Below are 18607 nucleotides of genomic sequence, written 5' to 3'. Positions count from 1 at the left end.
CGGCCCGATCCCTCAGGAGGTTTGGTCGCCGGCCTTCGATTTCAAAGCTGCCTCGTACAACGCATTTCGCGGGGCGCCCGTGATCTCCGCGGCCAGCTTCACCGCCATCTTGACCGGCAACTCCGCCAGCAGCAGCCGCAGCACCCTCTCGCCGTCGTCCGCTGGCGCGGCTTCGGCAACACCATGCAGCACGAGCGCGAACTCGCCACGCGAGCGCTGCGCATCGGCGGCCAGCCAGTCCGCCAGTGCCGAACACGGCATCGTCGCGATCTCCTCGAACTGCTTGGTGAGTTCGCGCCCCACCGTCACCAGCCGGTCGCCCAAGACGGCCAGTGAACGGGCCAGCGCCTCGATGCGGTGCGGCGCTTCCAGGAGAACCACCGCCCTCGGTTCGGCGGCCATCGCCGCGACGGCCGCGTCCCGCTCGCCCGCCTTGGCGGGCAGGAAACCCTCGAACACGAAGCCGCCCTCCTGCACGCTGCCGGCGGCGCTCAGCAGCGTGGTGATGCTGCTCGCGCCCGGCAGTGGCAGCACCCTGTGCCCCGCGGCCCGCACGGCCGCCACCAGCCGCGCCCCTGGATCGCTCACGGCCGGCGTGCCGGCGTCGCTCGCATAGGCGACCCTTTCGCCCGCAGCCAGCCACCCGATCACCCGCTGCGCCGCCTCGGCCTCGTTGTGCTGGTGCAGCGCCAGCAAGCGGTCACCCGGGCGGTCGATCCCGTAGGCGCGCAGCAGCTGCTGCGTGTGCCGCGTGTCCTCGCAGGCGACGCGGTCCACCAGGTCCAGGACATGCAGCGCCCGCAGGCCTATATCCGCAAGGTTGCCGATGGGCGTGGCCACCACGTACAGCGTCCCCTTCGGATAATCCTGGGCACCGGCGGCGGCGCGCGCGGCGCTCAGCGCGGCGGCGAAAGAGGAGGCGCTGGAAACCAATGGGAACTCCACGAAAGTTCAGGACGGCGCCGGCAGCGTCGCCGACCACCAAGGCCGCCGGCGATGCCGCCGAGGACTGGGCGCTCGCGCACCTGCTGGACGCCGGCCTGCGGCTGGTCGCGCGCAATTATCGGACGCCGGGGCGCGGCGGCGGCGAGATCGACCTGGTGATGCGCGACGGCGCCACGCTGGTGTTCGTGGAGGTGCGGCGGCGCTCCCGCCGCGACTTCGGCGGCGCCGCGGCCAGCGTCGGGTGGGCCAAGCAGCGGCGCATCGTGTTCGCGGCCCGGCACTTCCTGCTGCGGCTGGCCTCGCCGCCGCCTTGCCGGTTCGACGTGGTGGCGGTCGAGCCGCAGCGGGTGCATTGGCTGCGGGCGGCGTTCGATGCCGGCTGAGCGCCCCGGCCTCAAAGGCGCACGGAGCGGGAGGTAAGTGGCCGCGCGCTATCATCCCGGCCCATGCTCGAACAGAGAATCCAGCAGCACTTCATCGACAGCGCCGACCTGAAATACCAGGCGGCGCAGACGCTGAGCAAGCCCATCGCCGCCGCCGTGCAGGCCGTGCTGGCCTGCGTCACCAGCGGCGGCAAGGTGCTGGCCTGCGGCAACGGCGGGTCGGCCGCCGACGCGCAGCACTTTTCCGCGGAATTCGTCGGCCGCTTCGAGCGGGAGAGGCCCGAGCTGGCCGCCATCGCGCTGACCACCGACAGCTCCATCCTCACGGCCATCGCCAACGACTACGACTTCCAGCGCGTGTTCTCCAAGCAGGTGCGCGCGCTCGGCCAGGCCGGCGACGTGCTGCTGGTGCTGTCCACCAGCGGCAACTCGGCCAACGTGATCACCGCCATCGAAGCCGCGCACGAGCGCGAGATGAGCGTGATCGCCCTCACCGGCCGCGGCGGCGGCAGGATCGGCGCGATGCTGCGCGAGACCGACGTGCACATCTGCGTGCCGCACGAGCGCACCGCCCGCATCCAGGAAGTCCACATCCTCGCCATCCACTGCATCTGCGACGGCGTGGATGCCCAATTGCTCGGAGAACAGGAACCCACCCCATGACCCTTCGCTTCCCCCGTTTCGCCCTCGTTTCGATTTCGGCCGCCGTGCTGTCGGCCACCCTGTCCGCTTGCGCGCCCCTGGTGCTCGGCGGCGCGGCGGTCGGCACGATGGTGGCGGTCGATCGCCGCACCTCGGGCGCGCAGCTCGAAGACGAAGGGATCGAACTGCGCGCGGCGTCGCGCCTGCGCGAAGGGGTCGCCGGCCACGTCAACGTCTCCAGCTACAACCGCCAGGTGCTGCTCACCGGCGAAGTGCAGCGCGAGCAGGACAAGCAGGCCGCCGAGCAGCTCGTCTCGCGCGTGGAAAACGTCAAGGGCATCGTCAACGAGCTGGCCGTGATGGGCACCTCGTCGTTCGCGCAGCGCTCGGCGGACACGCTCACGACCGGGAAGGTCAAGGCTTCGCTGGTGGACGACAAGGAGCTGTCCGTCAGCGCCTTCCGCGTGGTCACCGAGCGCGGCACCACCTACCTGATGGGCCGCGTCACGCAGCGCGAGGCCGAGCGCGCCACCCAGATCGCGCGGACCGTCCCGGGCGTGCAGCGCGTGGTGCGGGTGTTCGAGGTCATCACCGACGAGGAGCTGCGGCAGATCGCGCCGCAGCAGGCGCGGCCGGCGAGCGCTTCGCGCTGAACCTGCACGGCGCGAGCCGTCTGCCAGCAAACAAGAAGGGCCGCGACAGCGGCCCTTCTTCATGGCGCGAGCGGCGTTCAGCGCAGCCGCTTGATCAGCGACGACGTGTCCCAGCGCTGCCCGCCCAGGTTCTGCACATCCGCATAGAACTGGTCGACCAGCGCCGTCACCGGCAGCCGCGCGCCGTTGCGCTTGGCCTCGTCGAGCACCAGGCCCAGGTCCTTGCGCATCCAGTCGACCGCGAAGCCGAACTCGAACTTGTCGGCGATCATGGTCTTGCCGCGGTTGTCCATCTGCCAGCTCTGGGCGGCGCCCTTGCCGATGACCTCGAGCACCTGCTCCATGTCCAGGCCCGCGCGCATGCCAAAGGCGATGCCCTCCGACAAGCCCTGCACCAGGCCCGCGATGCAGATCTGGTTGACCATCTTGGCCAGCTGGCCGGCGCCGCTGGGGCCCAGCAGGGCGAAGGCGCGCGAGAACGCCATCGCGGCCGGCCGGGCCGCCTCGAAGGCCTGCGCATCGCCGCCGCACATCACGGTCAGGAGCCCGTTCTGCGCGCCCGCCTGCCCGCCGGACACCGGCGCATCGACGAACTGCAGGCCCTTGCCTGCGGCGACGCCGGAGAGTTCGCGCGCGACGTCGGCAGAAGCCGTGGTGTGGTCCACGAAGATCGCGCCAGGCTTCATGCCGGCCAGGGCGCCGTCGTCGCCGAGCACCACGCTGCGCAGGTCCTCGTCGTTGCCGACGCAGCAGAACACCAGCTCGCAACCGGCCACCGCCTCGCGCGGCGTCGGCGCCGAGCGGCCCCTGAACTCGCCGGTCCAGGCCTGCGCCTTGGCGGCGCTGCGGTTGTAGACGGTCACGTCGTGGCCGGCCAGCGCGAGGTGCCCCGCCATCGGGAAGCCCATCACGCCCAGGCCCAGGAAGGCCACCTTGCGCGGCGGAGTGGAGTCGTACGTCTTCGGGTTGGTGCTCGGCATGCGTCGTCCTTGGAGGATTGGAACGCCGGATTCTAGGAGCCGGGCCGGCCCGCGGGCCGCTGCCGGTCGGCCACCGCGTAATGCGCCAGGCCGGCGCCGAACGACCAGTTCTCGCGCGCGGTCTCGACCAGGTTGATGATCACGTCGTCCGCGCGAAAGCCCGTGCCGGCCTCGACGTCGGCGGCGATGCGCGCGTACAGCGCCTCCTTCAGCCCGACCGTGCGTCCGGGCGAGCAGACGATCTGCACGAACGCCACCTTGTCCGAATGCTCGATGCCCACGTAGCTGGGGCTGCAGACGAGTTCGCCCGGCGCGCGGCGCGCGACCACGTGGAACAGGTCGTCCTGCGGCACGCTGAAGAGGTCCACCAGCGCCTGGTGGACAGCGCGCGAGACCGCGGCGGCCTCGATGGAAGAGGTGGTGGCGGGGAGGTCGATGCGCACGAGCGGCATGGCAATTCCTGGAAAGAGTGGAGGGGCAAGGCGCACTGTGCCGGCGCCAGCCGGGAGCGGAAAGCCGGCCGCCGGCACAACAGCTTTGCACTGTGCGCAAAGAAAAAGCCGGGCGATGCCCGGCTTCGTCCCACTTTCCAGTCGACCGCGCTCAGACGATGGCCAGGTGCTCCGTCCCCGACGACAGGTCCTGCGACTTGGCCCGCTGCGAGTTGAGCTTGATCTGCAGTCGCAGGTCGTTCACCGAGTCGGCGTTGCGCAGCGCGTCCTCGTAGGTGATCGCGTTGTTCTCGTACGCATCGAACAGCGCCTGGTCGAAGGTCTGCATGCCCAGGTTGCGGCTCTTCTTCATGATCTCCTTGATCTCGGAGACCTCGCCCTTGAAGATCAGGTCGCTGATCAGCGGGCTGTTGAGCATGATCTCCACCATCGCCGCGCGGCCCTTGCCGTCCTGCTTGGGCACCAGCCGCTGCGACACCATGGCCTTGAGGTTGAGCGAAAGGTCCATCAGCAGCTGGGTGCGGCGCTCTTCGGGGAAGAAGTTGATCACCCGGTCCAGCGCCTGGTTGGCGCTGTTGGCGTGCAGCGTGGCCATGCACAGGTGGCCGGTCTCGGCGAAGGCGATGGCGTGCTCCATGGTCTCGCGGTCGCGGATCTCGCCCATCAGGATCACGTCGGGCGCCTGGCGCAGCGTGTTCTTCAGCGCCGATTCCCAGTTGTCGGTGTCCAGCCCCACCTCGCGCTGGGTGATCACGCAGTTCTTGTGCGGGTGCACGAACTCCACCGGGTCTTCGATGGTGATGATGTGGCCGTAACTGTTCTCGTTGCGCCAGTCGATCATCGCGGCCAGCGTGGTCGACTTGCCCGAACCGGTGGAGCCCACCAGGATCACCAGGCCGCGCTTGGCCATCACCACTTCCTTGAGCACCTGCGGAACGCCCAGCTTGTCGATGGTGGGCAGGGTCTGCGGGATCACGCGCAGCACCATGCCGACCTTGCCCTGCTGCACGAAGGCGTTGACGCGGAAGCGCCCCACGCCGGGCGGCGAGATGGCGAAGTTGCACTCCTTGGTGCGCTCGAATTCCGACGCCTGCTTGTCGTTCATGATCGAGCGCGCCAGCGCCAGCGTGTGCTGGCCCGTCAGCGGCTGCGGCGACACCTTGGTGACCTTGCCGTCGACCTTGATCGCCGGCGGGAAGTCGCCGGTGATGAACAGGTCGCTGCCGTTGCGGCTGACCATCAGCTTGAGCAGGTCGTTGATGAATTTGCTGGCCTGGTCGCGTTCCATGTGTTGCTCGCTCCGTTGTCGCTCGTAGGGGCTAGGGGCTAGGGACTAGGGGCTGGGGACTAGGGGAACAGCCCTGCCCGCCCACTCCGCCTCGCCCGCATCCTTGTCTTTTCCCTAGCCCCTAGCCCCTAGCCCCTAGCCCCTTACCCGGGGAAGTTCTCCGGGATCTTCGCCTTGCTCCGCGCCTCGGCCGGGCTGATCATGTTGCGCTTGACCAGGTCGGTGAGGTTCTGGTCCAGCGTCTGCATGCCGAAGCTGTTGCCGGTCTGGATGGCCGAGTACATCTGCGCCACCTTGGCCTCGCGGATCAGGTTCCGGATGGCCGAGGTGCCGAGCATGATCTCGTGCGCCGCCACGCGGCCCGAGCCGTCCTTGGTCTTGCACAGCGTCTGCGAGACCACCGCCTGCAGCGACTCGGACAGCATCGCGCGCACCATCTCCTTCTCTTCGGCCGGGAACACGTCGATGATCCGGTCGATGGTCTTGGCGGCGCTGGAGGTGTGCAGCGTGCCGAACACCAGGTGGCCGGTCTCGGCCGCGGTCATCGCCAGGCGGATGGTCTCCAGGTCGCGCATTTCGCCCACCAGGATGCAGTCCGGGTCCTCGCGCAGCGCCGACTTCAGCGCGGCCGCGAAAGACAGCGTCATCGGGCCGACTTCCCGCTGGTTGACCAGGCACTTCTTGGACTCGTGCACGAATTCGATCGGGTCTTCCACCGTCAGGATGTGGCCGTACTCGGTCTCGTTCAGGTGGTTGATCATCGCGGCCAGCGTGGTCGACTTCCCAGAGCCGGTCGGGCCGGTCACCAGCACCATGCCGCGCGGCTTGAGCGCGAGGTCGCCGAAGATCTTGGGCGCGTTGAGCTGCTCCAGGCTGAGGATCTTGGAAGGGATCGTCCGGAACACGGCGGCCGCGCCGCGGTTCTGGTTGAACGCGTTGACGCGGAAGCGCGCCAGGCCTTCGATCTCGAAGGAGAAGTCGCACTCGAGGAACTCCTCGTACTGCTTGCGCTGCGTGTCGCTCATGATGTCGTACACCATGGCATGGACCTGCTTGTGGTCCATGGCCTCGACGTTGATGCGGCGCACGTCGCCATGCACGCGGATCATGGGCGGCAGGCCGGCCGACAGGTGCAGGTCCGACGCCTTGTTCTTCACGCTGAAAGCCAGCAGCTGGGTAATATCCACCGAGTCCCTCTTGACGTTTTGATACGAATCCTCGTCGGTCGATTATGACCAGCATCGGTCTCAACCTCCATACCGTCCGGGAGCGGATCCAGACCGCCTGTGCCCGGGCGCAACGGCCCGCGGAAGAAGTCACGCTCCTGGCCGTTTCCAAGACGTTCGGCCCCGACGCCGTGCGCCAGGCGCATGGCGCCGGCCAACGCGCCTTCGGCGAGAACTACATCCAGGAAGCGGTGGAGAAGATGGCCCTCCTGGCCGACCTGCCGCTGGAATGGCACTGCATCGGCCCCATCCAGAGCAACAAGACCCGGCTGGTGGCGCAGCACTTCGACTGGGCCCATACCGTCGACCGCCTGAAGATCGCGCAGCGGCTTTCGGAGCAGCGCCCGCCGGACCGGCCGCCTTTGTCGATTTGCCTGCAGGTGAACATCGACGGCGGCCCCAGCAAGTCGGGTGTCGCGCCGGAAGAAGTCGAGGACCTCGCTCGCGAAGTGGCCCAGTTGCCCGGGTTGCGCCTGCGCGGCCTCATGACGATCCCCGAGCCGGCCGAAGACTTCGAGGCGCAGCGGGCGGTGCACGAACGCGCCGCGGCGCTGTTCCATCGGCTGCGCGACGCCGGCCTGGAGCTGGACACGCTCTCCATGGGCATGTCGGCGGACCTGGAAGCGGCCGTGGCGGCCGGCAGCACGATGGTGCGGGTGGGCACGGCCATCTTCGGCGGCCGGCCGAAGAAAGACTGACGCACTTCGCGGGAACCCTGGCTCCGGATCTCGGCCGCGGGACCGTGTGGAACAATCGTCGCCCCCTTCAGCAAAGGCATTGATGAGCACAGCTCAGCGCAACAACGTCCACGTCGCCGGCGCCGGTCCGGCCACGCTGGTCTTCGCCCACGGCTTCGGCTGCGACCAGAACATGTGGCGCAAGATGCAGCCGGCCTACGCGCAGCGGTACCGCACCGTGCTGTTCGACCTGGTGGGCAGCGGCAACTCGGACCTTTCCGCCTACGACCCCACCCGGTACGCCACGCTGCAAGGCTATGCCGACGACGTGGTGGAGATCGTCGAGGAGTTCGCCCAGGGCCCGGTGGTGTTCGTCGGTCATTCGGTGAGCGCCATGATCGGCCTGCTGGCCAACCTGAAGACGCCCGCGCGCTTCGCCGCCCAGGTGATGGTGGGCCCCTCGCCCTGCTACATCAACGACGGCGACTACTTCGGCGGCTTCGAGCGCCAGGACATCGAAGGCCTGCTGGAGACGCTGGAGAGCAACTACCTCGGCTGGTCCAGCAACATGGCCCCGGCCATCATGGGCGCGCCCGAGCAGCCCGAGCTGGCCGAGGAGCTGACCAACAGCTTCTGCCGCACCGACCCCGAGATCGCCAAGCACTTCGCCCGCGTCACCTTCATGGCGGACAACCGCGCCGACCTGCCCAAGCTCAAGACCCCGACGCTGATCCTGCAGTGCAGCGACGACATCATCGCGCCGCGCGCCGTGGGCGACTACCTGCACCGAGTGCTGCCCGACGCCACGCTGGAGGTCATCGAGAACTTCGGCCACTGCCCGCACCTGAGCGCGCCGGGCGCCAGCGCCGACGCCATCGACCGCTTCCTCGCCGCGCGCGGCCTCTGATGGAGCGCCAGGACCCGTTGCCGCCCGAGGTTCAGGCAGCGCTCGACCTGGCCCCCTGCGGACTGCTGCGCACCGGCCCCTTCGGCGTCATCGAGAGCGTCAACCTGACGTTCTGCCGGTGGGTCGACCACGAACGCGAGCAGCTGATCGGGCGCAAGCTGGCCGACCTGCTGACGGTGGGCGGGCGCATCTTCCACCAGACGCACCTGGCGCCGCTGATGCAGATGCAGGGTTCGGTGTCCGAGGTGAAGCTCGAATTCGTGCGTCGCGACGGCCAGGTCATCCCGATGGTGCTGAACGGCAGGCGCCATGAAGCCGGCGGCCGCGTGTTCTCCGAGCTGGCGATCTTCGTCGCCCGCGACCGCGACAAGTACGAGCGCGAACTGCTGCACGCGCGCCGGCGGCTCGAGGCCCTGGTGAACGAGGAGAAGGCCCGCCAGGAAGAGGCCCACCACCTGGCCCAGATCGCCGAGCAGATGGTGGGCATCGTGAGCCACGACCTGCGCAACCCGCTGCAGACGATCCAGATGGGCGCGCTGCTGCTCAGCCGGGGCGAGCCCACGCCGCACCAGCTCAATGTGCTGGGCCGCATCACCCGGGCCGGCGAGCGGGCCCAGCGCCTGATCGCGGACCTGCTCGATTTCACCCAGGCCCGGCTGGGCAAGGGCATCGCCGTCCACCCCCGGGCCATCGACCTGCACGCCATCGTGGCCGACGTCATCGATGAACTGGTACAGGCCTTCCCCGGGCGCCGCCTGCTGCACGAGCAGGAGGGCGAAGGCGCGTGCACGCTCGACCCGGACCGCCTGGCCCAGCTGGTGGGCAACCTGGTGTCCAACGCCATGGCCTACGGCGACCCGGCGGCGCAGGTGACTGTGCGTTCCGTCCTCACCGGCACCCAGTGCCGCGTCGCGGTGCACAACACCGGCGCACCGATCCCGCCGGACACCCAGGCCGCCCTGTTCCAGCCCATGGTGCGGGGCGTCGTCGGCGGTGCGAGCCGCAGCGTCGGCCTGGGCCTGTTCATCGTGAGCGAGATCGCCAAGGCCCATGGCGGCCAGGTGGTGGTGCACTCCACGCAAGCCGAGGGCACCATCTTCGTCGCGAGCTTCCCCCGGCACGGCGCGCGCGCCAACGCCGGCGCCAGCCCGGACTCGTAAACGCAGGCGCGGGCGCGGATCAGGCCAGCGTGGCCTGCCGCACCGCGTGCTCCCAGCGTTGCATCAGCTCGCCCGCCCGGTCGCGCGAGAGCGTCGGCGTGAAGCGGCGCTCGGCCTGCCACAGCGCCTCCAGCTCCTGGCAGCCGGTGAACGCGCCGCACGACAGGCCGGCCAGGTAGGCGGCGCCCAGCGCCGTGGTCTCGGTGATCGCCGGCCGCACGACCGGGATGCCCAGCAGGTCGGCCTGGAACTGCATCAGCAGGTTGTTGACGCAGGCGCCGCCGTCCACCCGCATCTCGGCCACCGGCGCCGAACCCGCCGCCGTCGCGTCGCGGCTCATGGCCTGCAGCAGCGCGGCGCTCTGGTAGGCGATGCTCTCCAGCGCCGCGCGCGCGATGTGCGCCACGGTCGATCCGCGCGTCAGCCCGGTGATCGCGCCGCGCGCATCCGGCTTCCAGTAAGGGGCGCCCAGGCCGGTGAACGCGGGCACCAGCATCACGCCGCCGGCGTCGGGCACGCTCTCGGCCAGCGCCTGCACCTGCGCGCTGCTCTCGATGGCATGCAGCCCGTCGCGCAGCCACTGCACCACCGCGCCGCCCACGAACACGCTGCCTTCCATCGCGTACTGGGGCTGGGCCGAGGTCTGCGCCGCGCTGGTGGTGAGCAGGCCGTTGGCCGACTGCTGGAAGCGCCCGCCGGTGTGCATCAGCAGGAAGCACCCGGTGCCGTACGTGTTCTTGGCCATGCCTTCGCGAAAGCACGCCTGGCCGAACAGCGCGCTCTGCTGGTCGCCCGCGACGCCGCCGATGCGCACCGGCGCCCCCAGCAGCGACGCCACGCTGGTGCCGTACTCGGCGCTGGAGGGCAGCACCGAGGGCATCATCGACGCGGGCACCTGCAGCAGGTCGAGCAGCTGCGCGTCCCAGGCGTTGCGGTGCACGTCGAACAGCATGGTGCGCGAGGCGTTGCTCACGTCGGTGGCGTGCAGCGCGCCGCCGGTCAGCTGCCACAGCAGCCAGCTGTCGATGGTGCCGAAGGCCAGATCGCCGCGCTCGGCCTGCTCCCGCGCGCCGGCCACGTTGTCGAGCAGCCAGCGGATCTTGGTGCCCGAGAAGTAGGAGTCGATCAGCAGGCCGGTGCGCGACTGGATCAGCACCGCGTGGCCCTGCTCGCGCAGCTGCGCGCACAGCGGCTCGCCGCGGCGGTCCTGCCACACGATGGCGTGGTGGATCGGCTGGCCGGTCTTGCGGTTCCACACCACCGCGGTCTCGCGCTGGTTGGTGATGCCCAGCGCCGCCACGTCGCGCGCGGCGATGCCGGCCTTCGCCAGGGCCTCCTGCGCCGTGGCCAGCTGGCCGCGCCAGATCTCCATCGGGTCGTGCTCGACCCAGCCGGGTTGCGGGTAGATCTGCGGCAGCTCGCGCTGCGCCATGGCGACGATGCCGCCACGGCGGTCGAAGACGATGCTGCGGGAGCTGGAGGTGCCCTGGTCGAGCGCAAGCAGGTAGGTCATGCGCGGATGCTAGCGGCCGCCCCGGCCTTCCATCATCCGGGCATGCCCCCGGTTTCGTGCGGGGCGGCGGGCCCTCAGGCCTGCGGGTCCTGCACCTTGCGCAGCGCGTCCGGCTTGTGCGCCGCCTGGCCGCCGGTCCCGGTCTCGACCAGGAACTCGGGGTTGTCGGGGGATGCGGCCACCTGGTGGCCCTTGATGGTGGTGCGGCTGGTCAGCTTCTTCTTGACCTTGCCCTTGGCCATGCTGCCGTGGGAGTTCCACTCCACTGCGTCGCCGGCCCGGAACTTGTCGCTCATGCGTACTCCTCGATTCGCTGGAACAAGCGACACATCATCGCCGCGCACAGGGCCCGCAACGACGTTACCCGCCGTCTCCGAAGCAACGCTTCCTAGCGCAGCGGCGGCGCGCCGGCCCCTTCAGGCCCGTTCGCCGCGGCCCAGTCGCATGATCGCGAAGCCCCAGATCGCGGCCAGGCCCACCAGGATGTAGGTGATGCGCGAGACCATCGAGCCCGGCCCGAACAGCATGGCGACCAGGTCGAGGTCGAAGGCCCCCACCAGGCCCCAGTTGATCCCGCCCACGATCAGCAGGACCAGGGCGATCCAGTCCAGCCCGTTCAACCGGCCCGGTGTGGCGTAGGGGTAGGACGTGCCGGTGCCGGCGTGCAGTTCGGATTCGGCCATGCGGTGCTCCTTCGCAAGGATGGTGACCCTCGCGGCTCGGCAATTGCCATGCCCGGCCGCGGCACGGGGCCGCGGCGCGTGAAACGCGTCAACCCCGGCGCTTGCTCTTGAGCTCTTCGATCAGGCCCTTGATGCGCCCGACGTTCAGCGGCTTGGTCAGATGGGCGTCGAAGCCCGCTTCCATCGAATGCCGGATGTCCGCCTCCTGGCCCCAGCCGGTGGCGGCGATCAGGATCATCTCGCGGCCCCAGTCCTCGGTGCGCAGGCGCCGCGCCACCTCGTGGCCGCTGAGGTCCGGCATGCCGATGTCCAGCAGCGCGATGGCCGGCCGGTGCAGCGCCGCCACGTGCAGGGCCTCCTCGCCCGAGCGGGCCAGCACGGCCCGGAAGCCCGACAGTTCCAGCAGCTTGGCCAGGCCCCACGCGGCGTCGCCGTTGTCGTCGGCCACCAGGATGAGCTCGCCGTCGGCGGCGGCGGCCGGCGACAGGGGCTGAACGACCGGCTCGTCGAGGTCGGCCGGCAGGTCGGCCGAGCCCACGCGCAGCAGCGGCAGGCCCACCCGCAGCTGGCTGCCCTGCCCCGGCCCGGCGGAGCTGGCCATGATCCAGCCGCCGTGCATCTCCACGATGTTGCGCGCCAGGGCCAGGCCGATGCCCAGCCCGCTGTTGGGATGCCCCGTGACCTGCTCGCCCTGCGAGAACAGGTCGAACATGCGGTCGATCTGCGAGGGGTCCATGCCGATGCCGTTGTCGCTGACCTGGATCACCACCTCGTCGCTGAAGACGTCGGCCGACACCTCGATGCGGCCGCCCTCGGGCGTGTACTTGGCCGCATTGCTGACCAGGTTGGAGACCACCTGCGCCAGCCGCAGCGGATCGGCCTCCACCTCGATCGAATGCGGCGGCAGGTTCACCACCAGCTCGTGCGCGGCCGCCTGCACCAGCGGCCGCGTGGCCTCCAGCGCCTGCTGCACCACCATCGCCAGCGACACCGGCCGCTTGGCCAGGTCGAGCCGGCCCAGCGTGAGGCGCGAGACGTCCAGCAGTTCGTCCAGCAGCACCTTCATGGCCTTGCCCTGGCGCTGCACCACCTCGGCCGCCTTCTCGCGGGCCGACTCCGGCAGCTTGGGCATGAGCAGCAGCTCGGACGCGCTGGCGATGGAGGCCAGCGGGTTGCGCAGCTCGTGCGAGAGCACCGCCAGGAAGCGGTCCTTGGCCGCGTCGGCCGCCTCCAGCGCGCGGCGCGCCAGCTGCGTCTCTTCCAGCGACTGCTTGAGTTCGGTTTGGCTGCGCTCCAGGGCCTGCTGCGCCTCGCGCGCCCGGGTCTGGTCGCGCAGCACCTTGACGAAGCCCAGCGCCTGCCCCGCGCGGTCGCGCATCAGCATCACCATGCCTTCGGCCCAGAACAGGCTGCCGTCCTTGCGCACGTGGATGCGGTCGTCGGACGCGCGCCCTTCCAGCAGCGCCGTGCGCACCTCCGCCTCGGGCATGCCGGCCACCCGGTCCTCCTCGGTGAAGATGCAGTCGGCGCCCATGCCGATGGCCTCGCGCTCGGCGTAGCCCAGCAGCCGCTCGGCCCCGCTGTTCCAGCTGATCACGCGGCGGTCCAGGCCGATCGAGAAGATGGCGTACTCGCGCACGTTCTCCACGATCAGGCGCATCCTCTCCTCGCTGGCGCGCAGCGCTTCCTGCGAGCGCAGGGCCTCGGTGATGTCGCGCACGACACTCGTGCCACCGATCACCGTGCCGTCGGGGTCGCGGATGGGCGACAGCGCCATCACCACCTGGATCTCCTGGCCGTCCTTGCGCCGGCGCACCGCCTCGTAGTCGAACGACTCGCCTTGCCTGAGCCGCGCGATGTTCTGCTCCTGCACCCGTGTCAGGTCCGGGCCGGGCGCCAGGATCGCCAGCGACTGGCCGATCACCTCCGACGCGGTGTAGCCGAAGATGCGTTCGCAGGCCGCGTTCCAGCTCAGGATGGTGCGGTCCAGCGCGAAGCTGACGATGCCGTCGGTGGACGCATGGACCACGGCCGACAGCCAGGTGCGCACCTCCTCCGCCTGCCGCCTTTCGGTGATGTCGATGAAGGACAGCACCACCCCCGCGATGCGGTCCTCCAGGGTGCGGTAGGGCAGCATGCGCACCAGGAACCAGGTGCCGTCGGGCAGGCCCATCTCGCGCTCGACGGGCACCAGCCGCTCGAGCACGCGTTCGGCGTCCTCGGGCAGCTGCGGGTAGTCCAGCCGCGAGGCCAGGTCGGCCAGCGGGCGGCCGACGTCGCTGGGGATCAGGTTGAACAGCTGCACCGCCGCGGGCGTGTACCGCATGATGGTCAGGTCGCGGGCCAGGAACAGCGTGGCGATGGACGTCGCGTCCATCAGGTTCTGCATGTCGGTGTTGGCGTTCGCCAGTTCCTCGACCTTGCCCTTGAGCTCGTGGTTGACCGTGCTGAGCTCCTCGTTGAGCGACTGCAGCTCCTCGCGGCGGGCCTGGAGTTCCTCGGCCGCCGAACGCAGCCGCTGCAGTTCGCCATCGCGATCGGGGGCCGCGGCGCCCTGCTGCGCGTCCGCGGCACGGGCTTCGACGGCGCCGGATGCGCGCGGGTCCAGCTGCACGATGAAGAGGTCGGCGCCCATGTCATGCGCCGGCCAGACCCGCAGCGTGACGGTGACCGCTCCTTCGGTCGTCGGCACGTTCTCGATCCGCGCCTGCGCCTCCCGCTGCGACGCGGCCGCCTGGTCCAGCGCGGTCCGCAGCTCGGCGCGCAAGACCGGGTGCACGACCCGCAGCAGGTTGCGGCTGGGCTCGCCGCCCGTGAACTGCAGGAAGCGGCCGGCCGTGGGCGAGAGGTGCACGATCTCGTGGTCCTGGTCCACCAGGATCGACGGCGGCGCCAGCGCCTCCAGCAATCGCAGGTGCAGCTCACCCCACGCCTGCGCAGGCGGGCTTGCCTGCGGCACCGGCGCCGCCGTGCGCGGCTGCGGCCGCTGCAGGTAGATGCGGTGCTGCTGGTCCGCCACGGTGAACAGGTCGCCGCCCTCCTCGCAGCTTTCCGCCGACCCGAGGAACAGCAGGCCCCCGGGCCGCAGGGCGAAGTGGAAGGACCGGAGCACGCGCTGCTGGGCGGCGCGGTCCAGGTAGATCAGCAGGTTGCGGCAGGACACCAGGTCCAGCCGCGAAAACGGCGGGTCCTGCAGCAGGTCGTGCTGGGCGAACAGCACCATCTCGCGCACCTCGCGCCTCACGCGCCAGCCGCGGTGTTCCTTGGTGAAGCAGCGGCGCAGCCGCTCCGGCGACACGTCGGCTTCGATCGTGGCGGGGTAGACGCCCTCGCGTGCGGTGCGGATCGCGTCCTCGTCCAGGTCGGTGGCGAACACCTGGATCCGGGGCGGCGCCTCCATCCCGCGCACCTGCTCGGACAGCAGGATGGCGATGGCGTAGGCCTCCTCGCCGGTGGCGCAGCCCGGCACCCAGACCCGCAGCACGTCGCTGGCCGCCTTGGCGCGGACCCGCTCGCGCAGGTGCGGCGCGAGCGCCTCGAAGCATTCGGCGTCGCGGAAGAAATGGGTGACGCTGATCAGCAGGTCCTGCAGCAGCGCCTGCGCCTCGCCGGGGCGGGTGCGCAGGAACTCCAGGTAGGCGGCCGGATGGCCGGTGCCGTTGACCTGCATCCGGCGGGCGATGCGCCGCACGATGGTGGCCCGCTTGTAGCCGCTGAAGTCGCGGCCGGTGCGCGTGTGCAGCAGGTCCAGGATCTCGCGCAGCGCGTTCTCGTCCTCGGCCTCGCGGCTGGCCGGCGCCGGTGCCGGCGGGGCTTCCTCGGCCGGCAGCCGCAGGTGCTGCGCCAGGCGGAAGTAGTCGAGGAGGCGCGGCACGATGTCGGCCGCCGGCAGGGTCCAGTCGACCATGCCGGTCGCGATCGCGGTGCGCGGCATGCCGGGGTTCAGGCACTCGTCGGGGTCCTGCGCGATGGTCAGGCCGCCGCGTTCCTTGATGCGCTTGATGCCGATGGCGCCATCGCCGTCCGCGCCGGACAGGACGACGGCGGCGCCATGCGCGCCATGCGATTCGGCCAGCGAGCGAAAGAGCAGGTCCACCGCCACCGGCCGCCTGGGGTCGGGCATCGAAGCCTCGGGCGACAGCGCGCCGTCCTTCAGGCGGATCGACTGGCCCGGCGGGATGACGTAGACCACGCCGGGCCGCACCGTCTCGCGCCGCGCCAGCTGCGTGACCGGCAGGGCGCTGCTGCCCTGCAGCAGTTCGGCCAGTTTCGGATCGTGCTCCGCGCCCAGTTGGACCGAGACCACGAAGGCGAGCGGGCAGTCCGCGGTCAGGTGGCCGAGGAAGGCCTGCAGGCCCTCGATGGCCCCGGCCGAGCCGCCCAGGGCGACCAGCGGCACGGGCCCGTGGCCGCTGCCCGGGGCGATGTCGTCGCGGTCGCTGTCGATGTCCTCTTGTCTGCGTGCGGGCGTGGGCGCTTCGGCCATCCGGATGCTGGGGGAGGTGGGGGGCCGGAGATTATGCGCCGCCGGTCTCCTGCTCCAACAGGCCGGCCAGCCGCCGCGCCTGCTCGCGCACCTTGGCCGCCTGCCGCAGTCCCGCTTGCGCCTGCGCCTCCTCGCCGATGTTGCGCGAGACCGCGGCCACCCGCCGAAGCAGCTGCTCGCGCACCTGGAGCACGCGCAGGCTGGACTGCAGGGCGGCATCGTTGCGCCGGGCCTGGGCGCTCACCAGGTCGGTGGCGGTGAACGCGTGACCGGTATGGCAGCGGTAGCGCGGGGGCCGCGCTACCGGCAATTCCGACAGGGTGCCGCCACACTCCGGGCAGGTCAGCGGCACGGGCCTTCCAGAGGCCGGGGGTTGCTCCATGGGGGTTGTCTCCTTCGATCGGTGCGAGGGCTCCGCCGTAGCCCTAGTCCCACAGCGAACGCACTCGGGTTCCGACGGCAATCGGCAGGCCCGCGCCGCACACTGGCGTCGAACCAGGAGGCAATCCCCATGGCCTACAGCAGCATCCTGGGCGCCGATCCGGCGCCCGCCCAGCCCAGCGGCCGCAGCAGCGACCTGCTGGGCCCGAGCGACAACTCCGACTCCGGCAGCGACGCCATCGGCACGCGCGAAGACCACGCCGACTCCGACGGCTCGGGCACCGGCGAGCGCGGTTCCGTGTACGGCCCCGAGGCGATCGAAGGCGCCGACATCGCGCCCGACCGCATCGTGCGCATGGGCGCGGAGGAAGGCGACGAAGACGCCGACGCGCTGGACGATGGTCCCGGTTCGGGCCGGGGATTCCCCGAAGCCGACACCGACGCCCGGGAGTTCACCGACCTGGATGCCGACAGCGACGCCGACGCGGCGGACGGCGACGCCGACCGCTGACCCATGGCGGGCCCGCGCACCGAGTCCGCTTCCGCGCGCGCCAGGCGCGTCGCCACCGTCCTGAAGGACACCTTCGGCCTGCAGCGGTTGCGGCCGGGCCAGCGCGCGGTCATCGACCAGGTGCTGGCCGGCCAGGCCACGCTGGCCATCATGCCCACCGGCGCGGGCAAGTCGCTGTGCTACCAGGTGCCGGCGCTGCTGCTGCCCGGCCGCACGGTGGTTGTCTCGCCGCTGATCGCCCTGATGAAGGACCAGGTCGAGGCCCTGCGCGAGCACGGCATCGCCGCGGTGCAATTGAACAGCGCGACCGACAGCGAAGAAGCGCGCACCGCGCTGGCCGCGGCTCTGGACGGCAGCGCCCGCATCGTGATGACCACGCCGGAGAAGCTCGCCGAGCCCGGCTTCGTCGACCAACTCGCGCGCCATCCCACCAGCCTGCTGGTGGTGGACGAGGCGCACTGCATCTCGCAGTGGGGACACGACTTCCGCCCCGCGTTCCTGGACATCGGCCCCGCGCTGAAGGCGCTGGGCCAGCCCACCGTGCTGGCGCTGACCGCCACGGCCACCGAAGACGTCGCGCGCGACATCGCGCAGCAGCTGGGCATCGCGCGCGGCGGGATCATCAACACCGGCGCCTACCGCCCCAACCTCGCGCTCGAGGTCGAGCAGGTGGCGCGCGAGGAGCACAAGCTCGAACGCGCGCTGGCCTTCGTCAAGGCCGTCGAAGGCAGCGGGCTGGTCTACACCGCCACCGTGAAGGCCGCGGTCGCGGTGCACGAGGCGCTGCAGGGGGCGGGCGAATCGGTGGGCCTGTACCACGGCAAGCTCGCGGCCACCGAGCGCCACGCGGCGCAGGAGGCCTTCATGGACGGCTCGGTGCGCGTGATGGTGGCCACCAACGCCTTCGGCCTGGGCATCGACAAGCCCGACATCCGCTTCGTGCTGCACTACCAGCTGCCGTCGGGCCTGGAGTCCTACTACCAGGAGGCCGGCCGCGCCGGCCGCGACGGCCAGGCTGCGCTGTGCCGGCTCTTGTACCTGCGCGCGGACAAGGCGGTGCAGCAATTCTTCCTGGTCGGCCGCTACCCCACCGACGACGACGCGGTGGCGATGTACGAGGCCCTGAGCGGGCCACCCCACGAGGGCGGGTCCTGGACCCTGCCCCTGCTGCAGGCGCGACTGGGACGCCCGCGCGCCAAGCTGCAGGTGGCCCTGGGCCTCTTGCGCCGCCAGAAGGTGGTGGCGATGGAGGCGGACGGCACCGTGCGCCTGCTGCGGCGCGGCCTGGAGGGCGAGGCCCTGCGCCCGCTGATGGCGGCCTACCGCGACAAGCGCGAACAGGACCGCGGCACGCTGGAGCGCATGGTGTTCTACGCGCAGACCGGCCAGTGCCGCTGGCGCCTGCTGCTGGACCACCTGGAAGGCGAGACCAGCTTCGAACGCTGCGGGCATTGCGACAACTGCCTGCGCATCGCCCGCCAGGAAGCAGTGCTGGCGACGGCCCAGGCGGCCGAGGCTTCGCCGCAGGAACCGGACCGCGCGGCGCACGCCGTGTTCGCCTCGGGCGACATCGTCCTGGTCAAGCGCTACGGCCGGGGCGAAGTGCGGCAGGCCAGCGCGACCGAAGTGACGGTGGCTTTCGCCGACAACACGCTGCGCGCGTTCCAGCCGGAGTACGTGAAGAAGGCCAGGACCAGGGCTTCGCCGGCGGCGCCCTGAG

18 protein-coding genes are annotated in these 18607 nt (G+C 70.7%); 8 read left to right on the top strand and 10 right to left on the bottom strand.

Annotated features, from left to right (window positions below; translation table 11 throughout):
• Positions 1 to 12: 12 nt before the first annotated feature.
• On the bottom strand, positions 13 to 933 hold the full coding sequence (gene rsmI, locus ASG30_RS05930; RefSeq protein ID WP_055893984.1) for a 16S rRNA (cytidine(1402)-2'-O)-methyltransferase: 921 nt from the start codon (positions 931 to 933) through the stop codon (positions 13 to 15).
• Between rsmI and ASG30_RS05925 the strand changes: the two genes are divergently transcribed.
• The 3 genes from ASG30_RS05925 to ASG30_RS05915 all read left to right on the top strand — a co-directional run bounded on the left by ASG30_RS05925 (position 933) and on the right by ASG30_RS05915 (position 2623).
• The gene (locus tag ASG30_RS05925; protein ID WP_055893982.1) at positions 933 to 1328 is read left to right on the top strand and encodes a YraN family protein; all 396 of its coding nucleotides are present in this window, start codon (positions 933 to 935) and stop codon (positions 1326 to 1328) included. The two genes, rsmI and ASG30_RS05925, sit on opposite strands and share 1 nt — an antisense overlap.
• Before the next feature lie 63 nt (positions 1329 to 1391).
• Entirely contained in the window at positions 1392 to 1991 is a 600-nt protein-coding gene (locus tag ASG30_RS05920; protein ID WP_055893980.1) for a phosphoheptose isomerase, read from the top strand.
• Positions 1988 to 2623, top strand: coding sequence for a BON domain-containing protein (locus ASG30_RS05915; RefSeq protein ID WP_055893978.1), 636 nt, complete (start codon positions 1988 to 1990; stop codon positions 2621 to 2623). The genes ASG30_RS05920 and ASG30_RS05915 overlap by 4 nt, the downstream gene beginning before the upstream one ends.
• Before the next feature lie 77 nt (positions 2624 to 2700).
• Here ASG30_RS05915 and ASG30_RS05910 read toward each other — a convergent pair whose 3' ends face one another.
• The 4 genes from ASG30_RS05910 to ASG30_RS05895 all read right to left on the bottom strand — a co-directional run bounded on the left by ASG30_RS05910 (position 2701) and on the right by ASG30_RS05895 (position 6530).
• Entirely contained in the window at positions 2701 to 3603 is a 903-nt protein-coding gene (locus tag ASG30_RS05910; protein WP_055893977.1) for an NAD(P)-dependent oxidoreductase, read from the bottom strand.
• Positions 3604 to 3635: 32 nt separating this feature from the next.
• The gene (locus ASG30_RS05905) at positions 3636 to 4055 is read right to left on the bottom strand and encodes a tautomerase family protein (protein WP_055893975.1); all 420 of its coding nucleotides are present in this window, start codon (positions 4053 to 4055) and stop codon (positions 3636 to 3638) included.
• Positions 4056 to 4206: 151 nt separating this feature from the next.
• Positions 4207 to 5343, bottom strand: coding sequence for a PilT/PilU family type 4a pilus ATPase (locus ASG30_RS05900; protein ID WP_055893973.1), 1137 nt, complete (start codon positions 5341 to 5343; stop codon positions 4207 to 4209).
• A 143-nt stretch (positions 5344 to 5486) separates the two neighbouring features.
• Positions 5487 to 6530 (bottom strand): type IV pilus twitching motility protein PilT, encoded by a 1044-nt coding sequence (locus tag ASG30_RS05895; protein WP_055893971.1) that lies wholly within the window; start codon positions 6528 to 6530, stop codon positions 5487 to 5489.
• Positions 6531 to 6574: 44 nt separating this feature from the next.
• Here ASG30_RS05895 and ASG30_RS05890 point away from each other — a divergent pair, with 44 nt between their 5' ends.
• The 3 genes from ASG30_RS05890 (at position 6575) to ASG30_RS05880 (ending at position 9313) form a co-directional block, all read left to right on the top strand.
• Positions 6575 to 7267, top strand: coding sequence for a YggS family pyridoxal phosphate-dependent enzyme (locus ASG30_RS05890; protein WP_055893970.1), 693 nt, complete (start codon positions 6575 to 6577; stop codon positions 7265 to 7267).
• Positions 7268 to 7349: 82 nt separating this feature from the next.
• Positions 7350 to 8153, top strand: a complete 804-nt coding sequence (locus ASG30_RS05885; RefSeq protein WP_055893968.1) for an alpha/beta fold hydrolase — start codon at positions 7350 to 7352, stop codon at positions 8151 to 8153.
• Positions 8153 to 9313 carry a PAS domain-containing sensor histidine kinase gene (locus ASG30_RS05880; protein WP_055893967.1) on the top strand — a complete coding sequence of 387 codons (1161 nt, stop codon included), beginning with the start codon at positions 8153 to 8155 and terminating at the stop codon, positions 9311 to 9313. The genes ASG30_RS05885 and ASG30_RS05880 overlap by 1 nt, the downstream gene beginning before the upstream one ends.
• Positions 9314 to 9332: 19 nt before the next feature.
• On the opposite strand, the gene glpK is transcribed toward ASG30_RS05880, so the two are convergent.
• The 5 genes from glpK to ASG30_RS05855 all read right to left on the bottom strand — a co-directional run bounded on the left by glpK (position 9333) and on the right by ASG30_RS05855 (position 16377).
• The gene (gene glpK, locus ASG30_RS05875) at positions 9333 to 10826 is read right to left on the bottom strand and encodes a glycerol kinase GlpK (RefSeq protein WP_055893965.1); all 1494 of its coding nucleotides are present in this window, start codon (positions 10824 to 10826) and stop codon (positions 9333 to 9335) included.
• Between the two features lie 74 nt (positions 10827 to 10900).
• Entirely contained in the window at positions 10901 to 11122 is a 222-nt protein-coding gene (locus ASG30_RS05870) for a DUF2945 domain-containing protein (RefSeq protein ID WP_055893963.1), read from the bottom strand.
• 120 nt (positions 11123 to 11242) lie between these two features.
• Positions 11243 to 11509, bottom strand: a complete 267-nt coding sequence (locus ASG30_RS05865) for a DUF378 domain-containing protein (RefSeq protein WP_055893961.1) — start codon at positions 11507 to 11509, stop codon at positions 11243 to 11245.
• An 88-nt stretch (positions 11510 to 11597) separates the two neighbouring features.
• Positions 11598 to 15995 carry a PAS domain S-box protein gene (locus ASG30_RS05860; protein WP_055893959.1) on the bottom strand — a complete coding sequence of 1466 codons (4398 nt, stop codon included), beginning with the start codon at positions 15993 to 15995 and terminating at the stop codon, positions 11598 to 11600.
• A 31-nt stretch (positions 15996 to 16026) separates the two neighbouring features.
• Positions 16027 to 16377, bottom strand: coding sequence for a hypothetical protein (locus ASG30_RS05855; RefSeq protein ID WP_156385439.1), 351 nt, complete (start codon positions 16375 to 16377; stop codon positions 16027 to 16029).
• 129 nt (positions 16378 to 16506) lie between these two features.
• Between ASG30_RS05855 and ASG30_RS05850 the strand changes: the two genes are divergently transcribed.
• Positions 16507 to 16887, top strand: a complete 381-nt coding sequence (locus ASG30_RS05850; RefSeq protein WP_055893956.1) for a hypothetical protein — start codon at positions 16507 to 16509, stop codon at positions 16885 to 16887.
• Between the two features lie 3 nt (positions 16888 to 16890).
• The gene (locus ASG30_RS05845; protein WP_055893954.1) at positions 16891 to 18606 is read left to right on the top strand and encodes a RecQ family ATP-dependent DNA helicase; all 1716 of its coding nucleotides are present in this window, start codon (positions 16891 to 16893) and stop codon (positions 18604 to 18606) included.
• Position 18607: the final 1 nt, after the last annotated feature.

Origin of the sequence: Ramlibacter sp. Leaf400 (assembly GCF_001424545.1) — a bacterium.
GTDB lineage: Bacteria > Pseudomonadota > Gammaproteobacteria > Burkholderiales > Burkholderiaceae_C > Ramlibacter.
Note: the sequence above shows the minus strand (reverse complement) of the source record. Positions and strands in the feature narration are given on the sequence as shown.